Raw genomic sequence first — 15676 nt, 5'->3', positions numbered from 1 at the left:
GATTTACAATTATTTTGTATTATTTAAACCATAAGATTTTGATTTTAATTAAATATTTTTACACCACTTTCTGCTGTCTCGATTCAACATACTGGTAGTGATAACCGCTACGAATAAAATGCTGATTTTTATCCCTAAATGAATGAGCATAATCCGGCCAGACCAAAGTCAGCTTGCGACTGACCGGGTCCAGATACCAGCTTTTACAGCTTTCCGATAACCAGACACTACCTTGCGAAAGCTGCTGTAGCTCCTGCATATAGCTATTTTCAGCTTCTTGATCTGCTTCAAAGACCTGAATCTGTTCCTGCTCAAAAAACTGCAAGGCATCCAGCACCAGATCAAACTGGGTTTCCAGAAAATAAAGTGCTGAATTATGTCCACTGCCTGTATTTGGCCCATTCAGGATGAACAGGTTTGGAAAGTTGTGTACGGTCGTTGACTGATAACCCTGCATACCGCTGGACCATTGCTGCTCCAGGCTTAAACCCTGTTTACCCACCACCTTTGCGGCATAGGGTGGACGTGCCGCTTCAAATCCTGTCGCAAATACGATGATATCTGCAGAAAATTTATTTCCAGCCTGGCTTAATACACCGTCTTTCATAACTTCTGCCAATGCTGAGTCTTCAAGTGTGACATTTGGTTTTAGAAAAGTCGGATAATAATCATTAGAAAGCAATAAGCGCTTACAACCAGGTTCATAATTCGGCGTAAGTTTGCGCTGTAATTCAGGATCTGAAATCTGATGTTTTAAGAATTGCAGGCAGTTTTTCTTGACCCGCTCAATCTGGCTTTTCAGATTACGGCGTTGGGCAAAATTGTATTCATTGCCCCAGAACAAGGAATGTCTGAGGGCCGACATACTGTCCGGATCTTTGCGGAAAAGCTGTTTTTCTGACTCAGAATAAGCTCGGTCTGGTCGGGGCAAAATATATGGCGCACTACGTTGCAAGACGGTCAGGCTTTTGGCTGTTTTGGAAATTTCCGGCACAAGCTGGATGGCAGAAGCACCAGAACCCACCACAACGACATGTTGATTTTCCAGATTCAGCTCGTGGTTCCAGCGCGCGGAATGCATCACTTGGCCTTCAAATTCTTCCAGCCCCGGAATTTTCGGGAGATGCTCATCTGCCAGATGCCCGGTTGCGGTAATTAAAATCTCAGCCTGATACAGACCTATAGAGGTGTGAATTTCCCAGATGCGTTCTCGTGCATTCCAGCTGGCCTTTTCCAGTTGGGTATGAAAATCGATATGTGGCCGGATATTTTCCTGATCACAGCATTGAATTAAATAGCGCTGAATTTCTGCCCCTTGCGGAAAGACCCGAGACCAGTCCGGATTTTTAATAAAAGAGAAAGAATATAAATGGGACGGTACATCACAGGCGACCCCGGGATAGGTATTGTCACGCCATGTTCCACCCACTTCTGCTGCCCGTTCTATGATTTTAAAATCGTGGATGCCCTGTTGCTTAAGACGGATTGCCATGCCTAAACCACCAAATCCGCTACCTACAATTAGAATCTTGCTGCGCTGTCCTTGAGCTTGCATTATTTATCTCCTTTAAGGCATATAAGGCTGGATTTTTTGATTCACCGGATATTGTTCTGGATGCTGGCTAAACTGGTTCACCAATTGCACCACTTCGGCTGGCGCTTCGATATAGAGCGCATGTCCTGAAGAAATTTCGATATAGCGACTGTTCGAAATTGAAGCAAACAGCAGTTTTGCTTGGGCTACAGGCACCATGCGGTCTTCACGACAAGCCACGATCAAAGTCTCCGCAGAGATGTCTGGCAAGGTTGCAGTGATATCAATGCGATAATTCAGTTCACGCTGTTTGGCTGCATCTTGGGAAGGTTTAACAAAACGTGCTAGATCCAACACCTGCTGTTCGCTTCGTGCAGACAGATAATCATCGCTATACAGGCAATAATTGACAAAATGAGGCAAGGCCGCAGATTGTTCAGTAAATAATTGCTGCCAAATGACAGTACGCAGTTGTTGCACCGAGCTGGTCTTGGCCCAACCGGCTAACAGGATCAAACGCGCTATGCGCTGTTTTAAACTGGCTGCTACTTGTGCAGCAATCACGGCACCGAGTGAATAGCCTACCACTGTAATGGTTTCATCTTCTGCAACTGCATGTTGAATCAGCGCTTCAACCTGCTGGCTAAAATCGGTCACCTTTAGATCAGCTTTATCGGGGGTATGCAAATCAATGGATAAAACCCGCTGATGAATACCCAGCATCGGAAAAATATAGCTGAAATGCTTGTCGGTATTTCCACCGGTGCCATGAATCAGAATAATAGTGGGAAATGCAGAACGCTGTCCGACTTCATGAAAATTAAGCTGCAGATCAGCATAAGGACACTGTCGAGTAATCATGTCTAAATCCATATAGACTCCTGATCTTGTTGTTTTATGGTTTATTCAATATCCGAGAATAAATCTCAATATTTGAATTGGGTGAGGATGCAAAAATTATTAAAAAAGACCCACGACACGAGTATCGTGGGTCAAAAGGTTTAATCGAATTTGAACTCTTCAGGTTCAAGTAAAAACAGGCTTTCACCGCCCGCCTGAATATTGGCAAAGTGGGTTGAAGTTCTTGGCAAAATACGCGCAAAGAAGAATTGTGCAGTTTTGATCTTGGCTGCATAGAACGGATCAGTATTGCCTTCTTCAATTTTCTGCTGCGCAGTAATTGCCATTTTCAGCCACAAATAAGCGGACACGACATAACCAGAGAAATATAGGTAGTCAACTGATGCTGCCCCAATTTCATTGGCAGACTGTTGAGCCTGCTCCTGAATGGTTCTGGTTAATTTCAGCCATTGTTCAGTCAACTGGCTGACTTGTGCAACTTGCTGGCTGAACTGGACATGTTGCTGATGCTCTTTTACAAAGCCCTGAATTTCATCGGTTAATGCGGTCAGCAAACCCAATTTTGAGCCCAGCACTTTACGCGCCAGCAAGTCAATGGACTGAATTTCAGTAGTTCCTTCATAGAGGCTGGCAATACGTGCATCACGGGCAATCTGTTCCATGCCATGTTCAGCAATATAGCCGTGTCCACCAAAGACCTGCATACCGTGTTTGGCAGCTTCCACACCTGTTTCAGTCATTAAGGCTTTGGCAATTGGCGTTAATAATGCCAGACGGTCTTCTGCGGCTTTCTTCTCTTCAGGATTATCTGTTGCTTCAGCGATATCAGCATACGTCGCCAGATAATATGCCAAGGCACGTGAACCTTCTGCAAATACCTTTTGAGTCAGTAGCATATTACGCACTGCCGGATGCACGATAATTGGATCCGCAGGCAGGTTTGGCTCTTTCGCACCTTCAAGTGAACGCATCGCCAGACGGTCTTTGGCATAAGCCAACGCGCCTTGATAAGAAGATTCAGCTGCAGCCAAACCTTGAATCGCTGTACCAATACGCGCAGAGTTCATAAAAGTAAACATGCAGTTCAAGCCGCGGTTTTCAGGCCCGATCAGGAAACCTTTGGCATTATCAAAATTCAGTACACAGGTCGCATTGCCATGAATACCCATCTTGTGTTCAATTGCGCTACACACCACGCCATTGCGTGAAGCCACATTTCCAGCTTCATCCAGATTGTATTTAGGCACGATAAATAGTGAAATACCTTTGGTGCCGGCAGGTGCATCTGGTAAACGAGCCAGTACGATATGCACGATATTTTCAGCCAGATCATGCTCACCTGCTGAAATAAAGATTTTTTCACCACTGATGCTGTAGCTGCCATCTTCATTTGGCACCGCTTTGGTACGGATCAGGCCCAGATCAGAACCGGCATGTGATTCAGTTAAACACATGGTTCCGGTCCAGCGACCTGCAATTAAAGGCACCAGGAATTTCTGTTTTTGTTCATCGCTACCGTGATGTTCCAAGGTACGCATCGCACCATGTGACAGGCCTGGGTACATACCCCAAGACCAGTTAGTCGCCGTAATAATTTCAGAAATGGCAATACGGTATAAGGTTGGGAAGCCTTGGCCGCCATATTTTTCATCGCCAGTTAATGAGGTAAAACCAAGTTCTACATATTTGTCATAAGCCGCTTTAAAACCATCCGGTGTAGTTACGATGCCATCTTGCAAACGGCAGCCCTGCTGGTCACCTGTTGCATTAATCGGCAGAAGTTCGTTTTGGCAAAAGTCAGCAGCGACTTCCAGATATTGTTCCATAATATCCATAGAAACTTTGTCTGCGAACTTTGCATAGCCTTCGTATTTCTGTTCAACATTGAGCAGATCTTTCAGCACAAACTTCATGTCTTTTAATGGCGCAATATAATTTCTCATCGTAATTCCCTTGTATGAGTTCTAATTTGTATATTTATGACAATTAATTTCATAATACGAAATTATGTTTTAGGTCGAATATAATATAAGTTCATGGATAAAATCTAGTCATGACATAAAAAATCACATTTAAAAAATTAAAACTTTGGTATAAAAAAGCCATTCGGTAATGAATGGCTTTTTTATTGAATGATCAAAATGAAGCGATTTAGCGCGGGAAAAACTGAGCCAAACGTTGCTGAACAATCTGTTCTGCTTCTTGCATGATAGTGTCAATCAGCGTTTGACAGGTTGGAATGTCATGGATCAACCCCATCACCTGACCTGCTGTCAGTACGCCTGCATCTACATCGCCATTTTCTAAAGCAAGCTTGCCTTTTAAGCCACTGACATAGGGACGAATCTGTTCAAATTCCAGATCTGGATCTTCACTCATTTTTACCACTAAATCAGATACCGCATTTTTGGCAACACGGGCAGTATTTCTGAACTGTCGATACAGCAGATGTGTCGCCCTTTCATCATTGTCGACATAGAACTGTTTGATGTTTAGATGGATCGGCGCTTCCTGAGTTGCACAAAAGCGTGTACCCATATTGATGCCTTCAGCACCTAAAGCCAAAGCTGCGACCAGACCACGGCCATCAGCAAAACCGCCACTGGCCACAATCGGCACAGTAAGCTGATCTGCTGCCGCAGGAATTAAAATCAGGCCAGGAATATCGTCTTCACCCGGATGGCCCGCACATTCAAAACCATCAATCGAAATAACATCTGCGCCAATTCTTTGTGCTGAAAGCGCATGACGGACGGAAGTACATTTATGAATGACAATAATGCCGTGTTGCTTAAACGCCTCAATATGTTCATGAGGCTTGTTGCCTGCTGTTTCTACGATCTTGATACCGCTTTCAATGATTGCCTGTCGGTATTCTGCATATGGCGGCGGATTCACAGCGGGCAATAAAGTCAGATTGACTGCAAAAGGCTGATCGGTCATTTCTCGGCAGCGTGCAATTTCCTTGACCAGGGCTTCAGGCGTCGGTTGAGTCAATGCCGTTAATGTTCCCAAGCCACCTGCATTAGATACGGCACTGGCCATTTCTGCGGTACCGACCCACATCATGCCGCCCTGAATAATTGGATAGCGAATGCCTAAAAGCTCGGTAATACGGGTCTTAATTTTCATAAATGCTCTCCTTAGCATCCGGTAAATTGTGCAGGGCGTTTTTCGACAAAAGCCTGGACACCTTCTTTATAGTCCTGACTGCTCAGAGCCAGATATTGCAGGTTTTGTTCCAGCTCCAGTTGCTGGTCTATGTTATTTTCAGCACTGCGTTGCAAGGCCTGTTTGGTTAAAGCGAGCGCATAAGTCGGCTGTTGAGATAATCGCTGTGCAATGTCGTCGATATAAGCATCAAATTCTGTATCTGGAAGCATTTTCCAGATCATGCCCATTTCGGCGGCCTCTTTGGCATGCACCGGTTCGCCCAGAAAAGTGAGTGCCATGGCACGTGCATAACCGATTAAACGTGGCAACATCCAGGTGCCACCGGCATCAGGAATCAAGCCAATTTTAGAAAAAGCCTGAATAAATCGGGCACTTTCCTTGGCAATGACCAGATCACAGGCCAGTGCGATATTGGCACCTGCACCGGCAGCCACACCATTCACTGCTGCAATCACCGGTTTGGGACTCTGGCGGATCAGGTTAATCAAAGGATTATAGTATTTGGCCAGCGAGCCTTGCGGTGGCAAAGGCACATTGCCGAGCTGTCCAGCACGTTCTTTTAAATCCTGTCCTGCTGAAAACGCCCGGCCATTACCGCGAATCACAATCACCCGAATATCCGGATCTTTATTCCAGTTTTTCAGTACCTGCTGCACTTCCTCATGCATTTGCCGGTTAAAACTGTTGAGTGAATCCGGACGGTTAAAGCTTAAGGTTGCGACGCCTTGCTGAACCTGAGTTTGAATCGTTTCCCACATCATCAATTTCCTTGTTTTTTTGCCTGTATCCCTACAATTAATAGCCTTTATTGACATCTACCTGATGGCACAAATCCAGCCCGAGATTTAAGCGTCGGTCATTTTCCAGAATCTGTTCCACCACCACAGACATGGGCGCATGTGAGGCAACATGTGGTGTAACTACGATCTTTTCATGCTGCCAGAATGGATGTTCAGCGGCTAATGGCTCCTGTTCAAATACGTCGACAATTGCACCACGTAAGTGGCCGGAATCCAGTGCATTGAGTAGATCCTGCTCGATTAAATGCTGCCCACGACCCACCTGAATAAGAGCAGCCTGATCGGGTAATTTTTTAAATAGCTGTTCAGATAAGATGCCAGTATTGTCTGCAGTTAAAGGCATTAAATTAATCAAAATCTGGCTGTGGGCCAGGAACTCGAAAAGCTGTTCTTGGCCTACATAGCTTTTGACCTGAGCAATCTCTTTTGGGGAATTGGACCACCCAGACACCTGATAGCCCATGTCGGCAAAACGTTCTGCCACATAACCACCCATATGACCAAGGCCCATAATCCCAATCTGGATATGATGGCTATAACTTTGACGATACTGTTTCCATAGCTGCTGCTTTTGCTGCTGGATCATGCGGTCAAAATAACGCTGGAAATACAGCACGCCCCAGAGCAGATAATCAAACATGCCCTTTTGATGATGTGGATCCAGTACCCGGCAGACTGACTGGTCAGATCTAATCTCGTTTAAATTTAAATGTTCGACCCCCGCAGCAATCGAATGAATCAGGCCAAGTTCTGGAAGTTTTTGGAGTTTTTCCAGATCTGGAAACCACGAAGCTGCTGTGGTCGCCAGTTCTGCTTCCGGGCTGTCCACTGTACAGAAACTGCCAGCAGGCGCATATTTCTGAAAAGACTTCACCAGAATTGCTTCAATATTTGGCACAGTACTGGATATCACAATCATGATGCATACTCCGTATATTGATGCTCAATCAGGGATAATGCAGCCTGCCAGGCACGCTGTAAAATCGGTTCAACCAAAGGACTGGCGAACTGCTTGGCAGTTTTAATTCGGACTTCTTCTGCTGGATAATGCACTTCGGCACCCCCACTTAAAGCCTTGACCTGCGCCTGACAGGCGCGCTCAAGGAAATAGATTTCATGAAAGGCCCGTGCAATGGTTTCGCCAGCCGTTAAAAGTCCGTGATTGCGTAAAATCATGGCGCGATGGCCGCCCAGGTCCTGAATCAGGCGTTCCTGCTCATCTGTTGAGAGTGCCACGCCTTCATATTCGTGATAGGCCACCTGCTGATAAAATTTCAGCGCATGCTGGGAAATGGGAAGAAGTCCGTGTTTCTGTGCAGACACTGCTATGCCGTCTGCGGTATGCGTATGAATGACACAGTTCAGATGAGCATGTGCTTCATGAATTGCAGAGTGGATGACGAAGCCCGCCATATTCACCGGCTTGTCCTGTTCATAGCTTTCTACGACCTGCCCTTCATGATTAATCTTCACCAGCGTTGAAGCACACATTTTTTCAAAAGCGACACCATACTGATTAATCAGAAAACAGTCAGGTTGATCGGGAACTCTTAAACTGATGTGAGTATCAATCAGATCCGTCATCCGGTAATGCGCGATAATGCGATAAAGCGCTGCGAGTTCACAACGTGCCTGCCATTCAGCATCTGTGACGAGATTTTTTATTGTCATCGTTCCATCCTGGAAAAATATAGCATTTCGATCATTATCTGTTATATCATAATTTCAGGAAAACAGAATATTATTTCATAAAGCGAAATAAATCGTTACAAGGAGTGGATATGCCCACATCACAATTAAACGGACTTGAATATCTCACCGCAATTAAAAATGGGGAAATTCCCAGCTCAGCCATGAGTGAAATTATTCCCATGCGTCTGACCTTGGTGCGCGAAAACTATGTGGAATATGAGGTGCGTCCTGATCAGCGCCATTACAATTTACAGGGTGGAATTCATGGCGGCTTTTGTGCAACGGTTCTAGATAGTGCCACTGGCGCTGCCGTGCATACGACAGTAGATGCAGGTGTTAGTTTCTCGACCATTGACCTGAATGTCAAAATGCTGAAAGCGATGAAAAGCGGCGAAACCTATACCGCTATTGGTGAAGTTATCCGGATTGGACGCAATGTACTGACCTCAGAAGGCCGGATTGTCGATAAAGAAGGTAAAGTTTATGCCTTTGGGTCAGCGACTTTATTGGTTACCAACAGAACTTGACCATCAATAATAAAGATCCTTGAAACCTGTACCAATGTCAGTCAATTAATAAGTTGGCTGACATTTCCTTTTTTAAACTTATGAGGTTGTTTGATACGCGAGAACTTCATCCGCAACTGTCTGAGGCAAGACTACTTTGTAAAATAATAGATTCTGCGATATATCTGATTATTTATGGTTGTGGGCGAGTTTTGCAGTTTGGAGCATTGCTCCGCAACATGGTTTTCTTGCGAAACTTCGCTTCTCATTTTGCCGAAACAAAAGTAGCGTAGAGAATTTGAGTTTGATTTAAAAAAGAGCTCTAATATTCACAAAATCTTTGCTGTAGTTTTTATTTAAATATAAAAATCCCAATAAAAAAATGCCATGCATATCATAGATACATGGCATTAAGGCTATGACTAAAGCTGTTATGCAGCTTCAGGATTTTCAATCACCATCGCCAGCCCTTGCCCCAGACCGATACACAGACTGATCACGGCATATTTTTTACCGGTACGCTGTAACTGACGTGCAACGGTTAAAGCCAAACGCGCACCCGAACAGCCCAGTGGATGACCAATGGCAATCGCACCACCATTTGGATTGACACGTGGATCATCCAAAGCGACATCCAGACCTTTCAGGCAAGATAATACCTGACTGGCAAAGGCTTCATTAATCTCGATTACGTCCATATCGTCTAGCGTCAAACCCGCACGCTGTACTGCCTTTTTAATCGCTTCAATTGGGCCTGCTCCCATGATGCGTGGCTCAATGCCAGCGGCTGCAGAAGACAGAATACGAGCTAAAGGTTTTAAGCCATACTGTTCCTGAACTTTTTCACTGCCGATAATCAGTGCTGCAGCGCCGTCATTGATTCCTGATGCATTACCCGCTGTTACTACACCACCTTCGAAAAGCGGTTTTAGCTTGGATAATGCTTCAAATGTTGAAGAAGCACGTGGATGCTCATCCTCAGTAATTTGTTTAGGCGGCAATTTGCGTCCTTGAGAAACTTCAATCGGGGTAATTTCACCTTCAAAGAAACCTGCTTCTTTCGCTGCCTGATATTTTGCCTGTGATGCAGCAGCAAAGGTATCAGCCTGTTCACGGCTAATACCGAATTCTTCAGCGACGTTATCACCTGTTTCTGGCATGCTGTGCGCGCCAAACTGGTCGGTAAATTTACGGTTTGGGAAACGTGTACCAATCGTCGTGTCATAGATTTTCGCATCACGTGAATACGCGCTTTCAGCTTTACCCATTACAAACGGTGCACGTGTCATGCTTTCTACACCGCCTGCAATATACAATTCGCCTTCACCTGCGGTAATGGCACGTGCTGAATCAATTACAGCACCCAAGCCTGAAGCACAAAGACGGTTTACCGTTTGACCCGGAACTGTCACTGGCATACCTGCAAGCAGTGCCGCAAAACGAGCCACGTTACGGCTGTCTTCACCGGCCTGATTCGTGCTGCCAAAGATCACATCTTCTACGTCAGCTGCTGGAATACCGGTTTTTTCTAACAGATTTTTAATAACTGTTGCTGCTAGATCATCTGGACGTACAGTTGCCAGGCTTCCTGCGTGGCGACCGATTGGTGAACGTAAACCATCATAAATATAGGCATTTAACATGAGTGTTATTCCTTTAACTTTTTAATTAATGTGTAGTATGAACAAGAGCTAAACCGAGCTGAACGCGGCGGCGCAACCAAGGACTTGGGCGGTAACGCTGGTCACGAGTAATCGCAGTCATGCGGTCTAAAATTTTCAGAATTTTTTCAGCACCTAGTACATCGCCCCATTCAATTGGGCCGTATGGATAACCAAGGCCTAATTTCACGGCAATATTAATGTCTTCTACAGTGGCAACACCTTGCTGGGCAATATCACAGCCAAGATTCACGATCATGGCCAAAGCACGCTGAGCCACAAAGCCGACGCTTTCCTGAATTGTGCTCGCAGTCACACCATCCAGATTGAAAATCGATTGTGCTGCGGTTACCAGTTCAGGTTGGGTCACAAACGTTGGCATTAAAGTACGGTGTTTATTCAGACCGTAAAGCAGATCAATACAGACTACTTGCTGCGGAGACACCTGATAGCGGACTGCGGCTGAAGTTGCATCTTCACCATAAGTCGCAATCAGAATTAAAGCATCTGCTGAAGGTGTTTCAGTCTGCTCGATCTGGATGTTGAACTGCTGCAGATATTGCTCAAGCGCCTGACGGTCTTCGCTATATTCTGTACCTAGCCAAACCAATGGATATTGATCCAGCTTTTCAACCAGTGTTGGAGCCACATCACCTACTTTGCTACCTGAAGTGTAATCATAAAAACCTTTACCAGTTTTACGACCTAGCTGTTTAGCAATAAAACGCTGGCGGGTAATCACGCTTGGGCGGTAACGCGCTTCTTCATAATATTGGTGATAGATCGATTCGCTCACTGGATGAGATACATCCATCCCGGTCAGATCGCCTAACTCGAATGGCCCCATCTTGAAACCGATCCCGTCACGGTAGATGCGATCAATTTCATAAAATGGAGTGACATTTTCATTCAGAATTGCATAGGCTTCGCTACCAAAAGCACGGCCAGCATGATTGATAATGAATCCTGGGGTGTCTTTAGCTTTTACCGGGCGATGTCCCATCTTGGTCGATAACTGAGTGAGTGCATCCACAATATCAGCACGGGTATTAAAGCCTTCAATCACCTCAACCACTTTCATCAGTGGAACCGGGTTAAAGAAGTGATAACCGGCAACGCGTTCCGGCTGGCTGCAATTGGCAGCAATCGCACTAATGGATAGTGAAGATGTATTAGATGCCAGAATCGCTTCCGGTTTCACAATGCCTTCAAGTTGCTGCATCAGCTTTTGTTTGATTTCCAGATTTTCAATAATCGCTTCAACGATTAAATCGCAATCTTTCAGATCTTCGATCTGATGAGCAATCGATAAATGAGCAAGATCTTCAGCAGCTTTTTCATGGCTGAATTTACCTTTATCAGCCAAGGTATTTAATGTTTTAGCCAGCTTTTCCTGTGCCTGTTCAGCAGCACCCGCTTTGGCATCAAACAACACCACATCATGACCGGACTGAATCGCGATTTGGGCAATGCCCGCACCCATGGTACCTACGCCAATAATACCGATTTTCTGAATTTGAATGCTCATGCTTATCGTCCCTGATAATTTGGTTTACGTTTTTCAATAAAGGCTTGCATACCTTCTTTTTGATCTTCTGAAGAAAACAGCATCTGGAAGGATTTACGTTCCAGCATTAAGCCGGCATTGAGTGGCACATCTTCAGCCAGTAGAGCCACTTCCTTGATTTGCTCCAAGGCAATTGGAGGCATTTTTGCCAGCCCTTCTGCCATCTTAATGGCTGTAGCAAGGGTTTCACTATCTTCAGTCACTTGGGACACCAGACCAATTTGATAGGCTTCCGGTGCAGGTACCAGACAACCGGTCATGATCATGCGCATAGCATGGAATTTACCCACTGCACGGAATAATCGTTGGGTACCACCGGCACCCGGCATAACCCCCACTTTCACTTCAGGCTGACCAAACTGGGCGCTTTTCCCGGCAATAATAATGTCTGCATGCATCGCCAGTTCACAGCCACCACCGAGTGCATAACCATTTACAGCTGCGATCACCGGTTTTGAACACTGTGCAATCGCCTGCCAGTAACGTTCAGTCCTGCGCTGCATCATTTGAATGGTTTCAGCATTCGCCAGTTCTTTAAGATCGGCTCCTGCTGCAAAATCTGTTTCACCACCCGTAAGAATAATGGCACGGACATTTTCATCATCATTCAGTTGCAAAAAAGCCGCCGCAAGTTTCTGGCGAACTTCTGTATTCAGGGCATTTTTCGCTTCTGGTCGATGAATTTTAACCATCGCTACATGTGCTGAAACTTGTTCTACTTGAACTACCTGTTCCATTAAAATCTCCATTTATTTTGTATAGCGAAATTTTATTTTATATAAAACTAAGGTTTCTCAAGCTATAAATCAAGGATTTTTAACTCCAGAATGCAAAAAAGTTATTTTTTACTAAAAATAGAGTAAAAACTCTTGTTCATCTGGTTATTTTATGATTAATTGATTTCGCAATACGGAATTAAGTATTTTAAACGCAATCTGATTATTCATTTAAATGAATAATCGCCATAAGGCTGAACTTAAAGTTAATTTACGAAATCAAATTTTCCAGCAATGAGATGATTTTGATTTAGCGTAAAGCATGAAAAATCGAATGTAGCCTGATAATAAATGCAGCGGCTGTTGTGTGCAGAGCGAGTCTGTTAAATCAGGAAAACTATGTTTCCGTGAGGAAGAAAAATGGATTTAGCGGTAGCAGAGGAAATGCTACTTTTAATATATAGAGGATATAAGAATGACAAGCGATACCATCGTAACAGGAGACAATAAAACCGATGTCTCCTCCACGGATACCATCAAACAGGCGCCAAAACGTCTATGGATGACGGCTTTTGTCTTTGCTTTTCTGATTTTGCTCTGTGACGGTGCAGATATCGGGATTCTGGCTTTCAGCCTGACCAGTCTGAAAGCTGAATGGGGACTAACTTCTGTACAGGCTGGTGCTTTAGGAAGTTATTCTCTTTTGGGTATGGGGATAGGAGGTTTTATTGGTGGATGGGCATGCGACAAATTTGGACGTGTCCGCGTCATTGTACTGGCCACCATCGCCTTCTCGATCTTGTCAGCCTACTCAGGTTTTGCTCAGTCTTATACTGAATTTGCAATTTTACGTACTCTTTCTTGCTTGGGTTTAGGCTGTTTATATATTGCCTGTAATACCCTGATGTCAGAATACGTACCGACCAAATACCGTACTACTGTACTGGCAACATTGATGACTGGTTTCACTTTAGGTTCATTGGTGATTACCATGATTTCAGGCTGGATTATTCCTGAGTTCGGCTGGCGTATGCTGTACTGGATCACAATTGCTCCATTAGCTTTGGGTATCCTGATGCACTTTATGGTGCCAGAGCCAGAATCATGGAAACGTGTCCGTGAAATGAAAAGAACTGGTCAGATTGTGGATAACGATACCAAAAAAGGTAATCCATACATCACCATTCTTAAAGATAAAACCCATGGCAAGATGTTTATCTTGTGGTCTTTCAGCTCCGGTTTCCTGTTATTTGGTTACTTCGGTGTAAGTAACTGGTTGCCAAGTTATCTTGAAGCTGAATTAGGCATTAAGTTTAAAGAAATGGCACTGTATATGGTGGGTACATTCATCACCATGATTTTTGCCAAAATCATTGCAGGTTATGTTGCTGATAAAATTGGTCGCCGTATTGTGTTTGCTTTCGGCACCATGGGAACAGCGCTATTTATCCCTGTCGTGGTGTATATGCATAATGCCGATAACATTGGCGTACTGATGCTAATCTTCGGCTTCCTGTACGGTATTCCATATGCCATCAATGCAACCTATCTAACCGAAAGTTTCCCGACTGGTGTTCGTGGTACAGCGGTGGGTGGTGCATTCAATATTGGTCGTATCGGTGCAATCTTCGCTCCAATTACGATTGGTTATCTTGCGATGCATGGTTCGATCGGTACAGGTCTGTTGGTAATGGGTGCAGCATATTTCCTATGCGGTTTGATTCCTGCCCTGTTTATTAAAGACCGTTTATACGATCCGCAAAAAGCAGAATAAACCCTACTTCGGAAGGCAGGTCAAATCGCTGCCTTCCTCACTTCAAATATTTACAACACGTCAGTATAGAAAGGTCTCCTTTCATTCAGGATTAAAAATTTCTTTAGGGATTAAGAAATGAAAAAATTAGTTTTAGCGACATTATGTGGTATTGCTTCAGCACAGGCATTTTCAGCAGAAGCTTCTGAAGACCGTATGCAATTTCTTGAGTCACAGTTAAAGCAAATCCAGGCAGAACTGGAACAACAAAAAGCCGCGCAACTTGCATTAAAGAACCAGCAGGAACAAGCCAAAGCGCAAGACTCTAAAACGCTGAGTTCAATGGTAGATAATGTCGATGTTTATGGCTTGATCCGCTTTGATGGTGCAGTCGATTTCAAAAGTACTACTGAAGCCCGTGGCCGTACCATTAACCAGATTAATAAAGTACCTTTTACTGAACCGGATTCTGTACGTTCCGATTTTACTGCGGCTGCCAGCCGGATTGGTTTCCTGGCCAAAGATCTGGGAGGCAATCCGAATGTTTCTGCTCGTTTAGAAGCCGACTTCTGGACCAACAATGGTAAAGGCGATGGTGGATTACGTATCCGTCATGCACACTTAAAATACTATAACTGGACGTTTGGTCAGGCCTGGTCATTGATGTCAACACCAGAGATTAGCACTGAAGCTGTCGATTACAGCTTGTTCCTGGGTGGATCAGTCCTACGTACGCCTCAGGTGAGCTATGCTTTCAAACTTGATCCAGAAAATACCTGGAATGTCGGTCTGGAATATATGGCCGGTGGCGATCGTTCTTCTGCTTTGCCTGCCTTAAGCACTAAATATGTTCATCAATCAGGCCCTCTTCATTTATTAGCTCAAGGCTTTGTCAATCAAAAGCAGGCACAGATTGCGACAGGCGATATCGAGAAAGTTGGCTGGGGTGTGGGAGTTGGTGGACGTTACCGTTTAGATGATCAAAACTCGATTCAAGGTAACTATTTCCATATGGTCGGTGATCAGCGTATTGCAGCTTTCTTGACTCAAGGTTCAACAACTGATGGCGCTGCCTGGGGTGGAGATTATTCAGTCGATCCAATCAATAATGAACTTTTGCTCAATGAGTTCAATAGTATAAATATTGGCTTCACGCATAAATTTACGCCAAAACTACGGAGTAGTATTAATGCCAGCGTTGTTGATTTTGATGATTCCAGCGACTATGCACGCGCGAATCCTGAAACCAATAAGCGCTTAACCGACTATGTGGCCAACGTGATCTATTCTCCTGTTCCAAAGATTAATCTGGGTGCAGAATATCATCATGGCAAACGTGAAACCTTTGACAATAAGGAAGCAGATATTTCACGTATCAACTTCTCTGCTAACTATAGTTTTTAAAGCCTCAG

The 15676-nt window shown here is 44.5% G+C and carries 13 protein-coding genes; 3 read left to right on the top strand and 10 right to left on the bottom strand.

What is annotated here, in order from left to right; translation table 11 throughout:
- Positions 1–58 precede the first annotated feature (58 nt).
- The 7 genes from MTX11_RS03340 to MTX11_RS03310 form a co-directional block, all read right to left on the bottom strand.
- Positions 59–1555: a flavin-containing monooxygenase gene (locus tag MTX11_RS03340; RefSeq protein ID WP_243474352.1), complete on the bottom strand. Its 1497-nt coding sequence runs from the start codon at positions 1553–1555 to the stop codon at positions 59–61.
- Positions 1556–1567: 12 nt separating this feature from the next.
- Positions 1568–2407, bottom strand: coding sequence for an alpha/beta fold hydrolase (locus tag MTX11_RS03335; RefSeq protein WP_243474351.1), 840 nt, complete (start codon positions 2405–2407; stop codon positions 1568–1570).
- Positions 2408–2535: 128 nt separating this feature from the next.
- Positions 2536–4338: an acyl-CoA dehydrogenase C-terminal domain-containing protein gene (locus MTX11_RS03330; RefSeq protein ID WP_243474350.1), complete on the bottom strand. Its 1803-nt coding sequence runs from the start codon at positions 4336–4338 to the stop codon at positions 2536–2538.
- A 208-nt stretch (positions 4339–4546) separates the two neighbouring features.
- The gene (locus tag MTX11_RS03325; RefSeq protein ID WP_243474349.1) at positions 4547–5527 is read right to left on the bottom strand and encodes an NAD(P)H-dependent flavin oxidoreductase; all 981 of its coding nucleotides are present in this window, start codon (positions 5525–5527) and stop codon (positions 4547–4549) included.
- Positions 5528–5538: 11 nt separating this feature from the next.
- On the bottom strand, positions 5539–6327 hold the full coding sequence (locus MTX11_RS03320; RefSeq protein WP_086044831.1) for an enoyl-CoA hydratase-related protein: 789 nt from the start codon (positions 6325–6327) through the stop codon (positions 5539–5541).
- Between the two features lie 37 nt (positions 6328–6364).
- A complete protein-coding gene (locus MTX11_RS03315; protein WP_243474348.1) occupies positions 6365–7288 on the bottom strand; it encodes a 2-hydroxyacid dehydrogenase in 924 nt (307 codons plus the stop codon).
- Entirely contained in the window at positions 7285–8040 is a 756-nt protein-coding gene (locus MTX11_RS03310) for a class II aldolase/adducin family protein (protein ID WP_243474347.1), read from the bottom strand. The genes MTX11_RS03315 and MTX11_RS03310 overlap by 4 nt, the downstream gene beginning before the upstream one ends.
- Before the next feature lie 110 nt (positions 8041–8150).
- Between MTX11_RS03310 and MTX11_RS03305 the strand changes: the two genes are divergently transcribed.
- Entirely contained in the window at positions 8151–8588 is a 438-nt protein-coding gene (locus tag MTX11_RS03305; protein WP_243474346.1) for a PaaI family thioesterase, read from the top strand.
- Between the two features lie 410 nt (positions 8589–8998).
- On the opposite strand, the gene MTX11_RS03300 is transcribed toward MTX11_RS03305, so the two are convergent.
- The 3 genes from MTX11_RS03300 to MTX11_RS03290 are packed head-to-tail and all read right to left on the bottom strand — an operon-like array spanning position 8999 to position 12532.
- A complete protein-coding gene (locus MTX11_RS03300; RefSeq protein WP_243474345.1) occupies positions 8999–10210 on the bottom strand; it encodes a 3-oxoadipyl-CoA thiolase in 1212 nt (403 codons plus the stop codon).
- A 25-nt stretch (positions 10211–10235) separates the two neighbouring features.
- The gene (locus MTX11_RS03295; RefSeq protein WP_243474344.1) at positions 10236–11756 is read right to left on the bottom strand and encodes a 3-hydroxyacyl-CoA dehydrogenase; all 1521 of its coding nucleotides are present in this window, start codon (positions 11754–11756) and stop codon (positions 10236–10238) included.
- A 2-nt stretch (positions 11757–11758) separates the two neighbouring features.
- Entirely contained in the window at positions 11759–12532 is a 774-nt protein-coding gene (locus MTX11_RS03290; protein ID WP_005266393.1) for an enoyl-CoA hydratase, read from the bottom strand.
- 454 nt (positions 12533–12986) lie between these two features.
- On the opposite strand from MTX11_RS03290, the gene MTX11_RS03285 reads away from it, so the two are divergent.
- Both MTX11_RS03285 and MTX11_RS03280 read left to right on the top strand, forming a co-directional pair.
- Positions 12987–14285, top strand: a complete 1299-nt coding sequence (locus tag MTX11_RS03285; RefSeq protein ID WP_005096906.1) for an MFS transporter — start codon at positions 12987–12989, stop codon at positions 14283–14285.
- 117 nt (positions 14286–14402) lie between these two features.
- Positions 14403–15668, top strand: coding sequence for a DcaP family trimeric outer membrane transporter (locus MTX11_RS03280; protein ID WP_243474343.1), 1266 nt, complete (start codon positions 14403–14405; stop codon positions 15666–15668).
- The last annotated feature ends 8 nt before the right edge of the window (positions 15669–15676 follow it).

It is taken from the genome of Acinetobacter lwoffii (genome assembly GCF_022809915.1).
GTDB lineage: Bacteria > Pseudomonadota > Gammaproteobacteria > Pseudomonadales > Moraxellaceae > Acinetobacter > Acinetobacter lwoffii_M.
This window is presented reverse-complemented; position numbering and strand designations above follow the sequence as displayed.

Excerpts from the sequence above, each read along its gene's own strand:
- MTX11_RS03335 (WP_243474351.1), bottom strand. The coding sequence starts at position 2,407 with ATGGATTTAGACATGATTACTCGACAGTGTCCTTATGCTGATCTGCAG.
- MTX11_RS03290 (WP_005266393.1), bottom strand. The coding sequence starts at position 12,532 with ATGGAACAGGTAGTTCAAGTAGAACAAGTTTCAGCACATGTAGCGATG.
- MTX11_RS03300 (WP_243474345.1), bottom strand. The coding sequence starts at position 10,210 with ATGTTAAATGCCTATATTTATGATGGTTTACGTTCACCAATCGGTCGC.
- MTX11_RS03305 (WP_243474346.1), top strand. The coding sequence starts at position 8,151 with ATGCCCACATCACAATTAAACGGACTTGAATATCTCACCGCAATTAAA.
- MTX11_RS03315 (WP_243474348.1), bottom strand. The coding sequence starts at position 7,288 with ATGATTGTGATATCCAGTACTGTGCCAAATATTGAAGCAATTCTGGTG.
- MTX11_RS03295 (WP_243474344.1), bottom strand. The coding sequence starts at position 11,756 with ATGAGCATTCAAATTCAGAAAATCGGTATTATTGGCGTAGGTACCATG.
- MTX11_RS03280 (WP_243474343.1), top strand. The coding sequence starts at position 14,403 with ATGAAAAAATTAGTTTTAGCGACATTATGTGGTATTGCTTCAGCACAG.
- MTX11_RS03325 (WP_243474349.1), bottom strand. The coding sequence starts at position 5,527 with ATGAAAATTAAGACCCGTATTACCGAGCTTTTAGGCATTCGCTATCCA.
- MTX11_RS03340 (WP_243474352.1), bottom strand. The coding sequence starts at position 1,555 with ATGCAAGCTCAAGGACAGCGCAGCAAGATTCTAATTGTAGGTAGCGGA.
- MTX11_RS03320 (WP_086044831.1), bottom strand. The coding sequence starts at position 6,327 with ATGTGGGAAACGATTCAAACTCAGGTTCAGCAAGGCGTCGCAACCTTA.
- MTX11_RS03310 (WP_243474347.1), bottom strand. The coding sequence starts at position 8,040 with ATGACAATAAAAAATCTCGTCACAGATGCTGAATGGCAGGCACGTTGT.
- MTX11_RS03330 (WP_243474350.1), bottom strand. The coding sequence starts at position 4,338 with ATGAGAAATTATATTGCGCCATTAAAAGACATGAAGTTTGTGCTGAAA.
- MTX11_RS03285 (WP_005096906.1), top strand. The coding sequence starts at position 12,987 with ATGACAAGCGATACCATCGTAACAGGAGACAATAAAACCGATGTCTCC.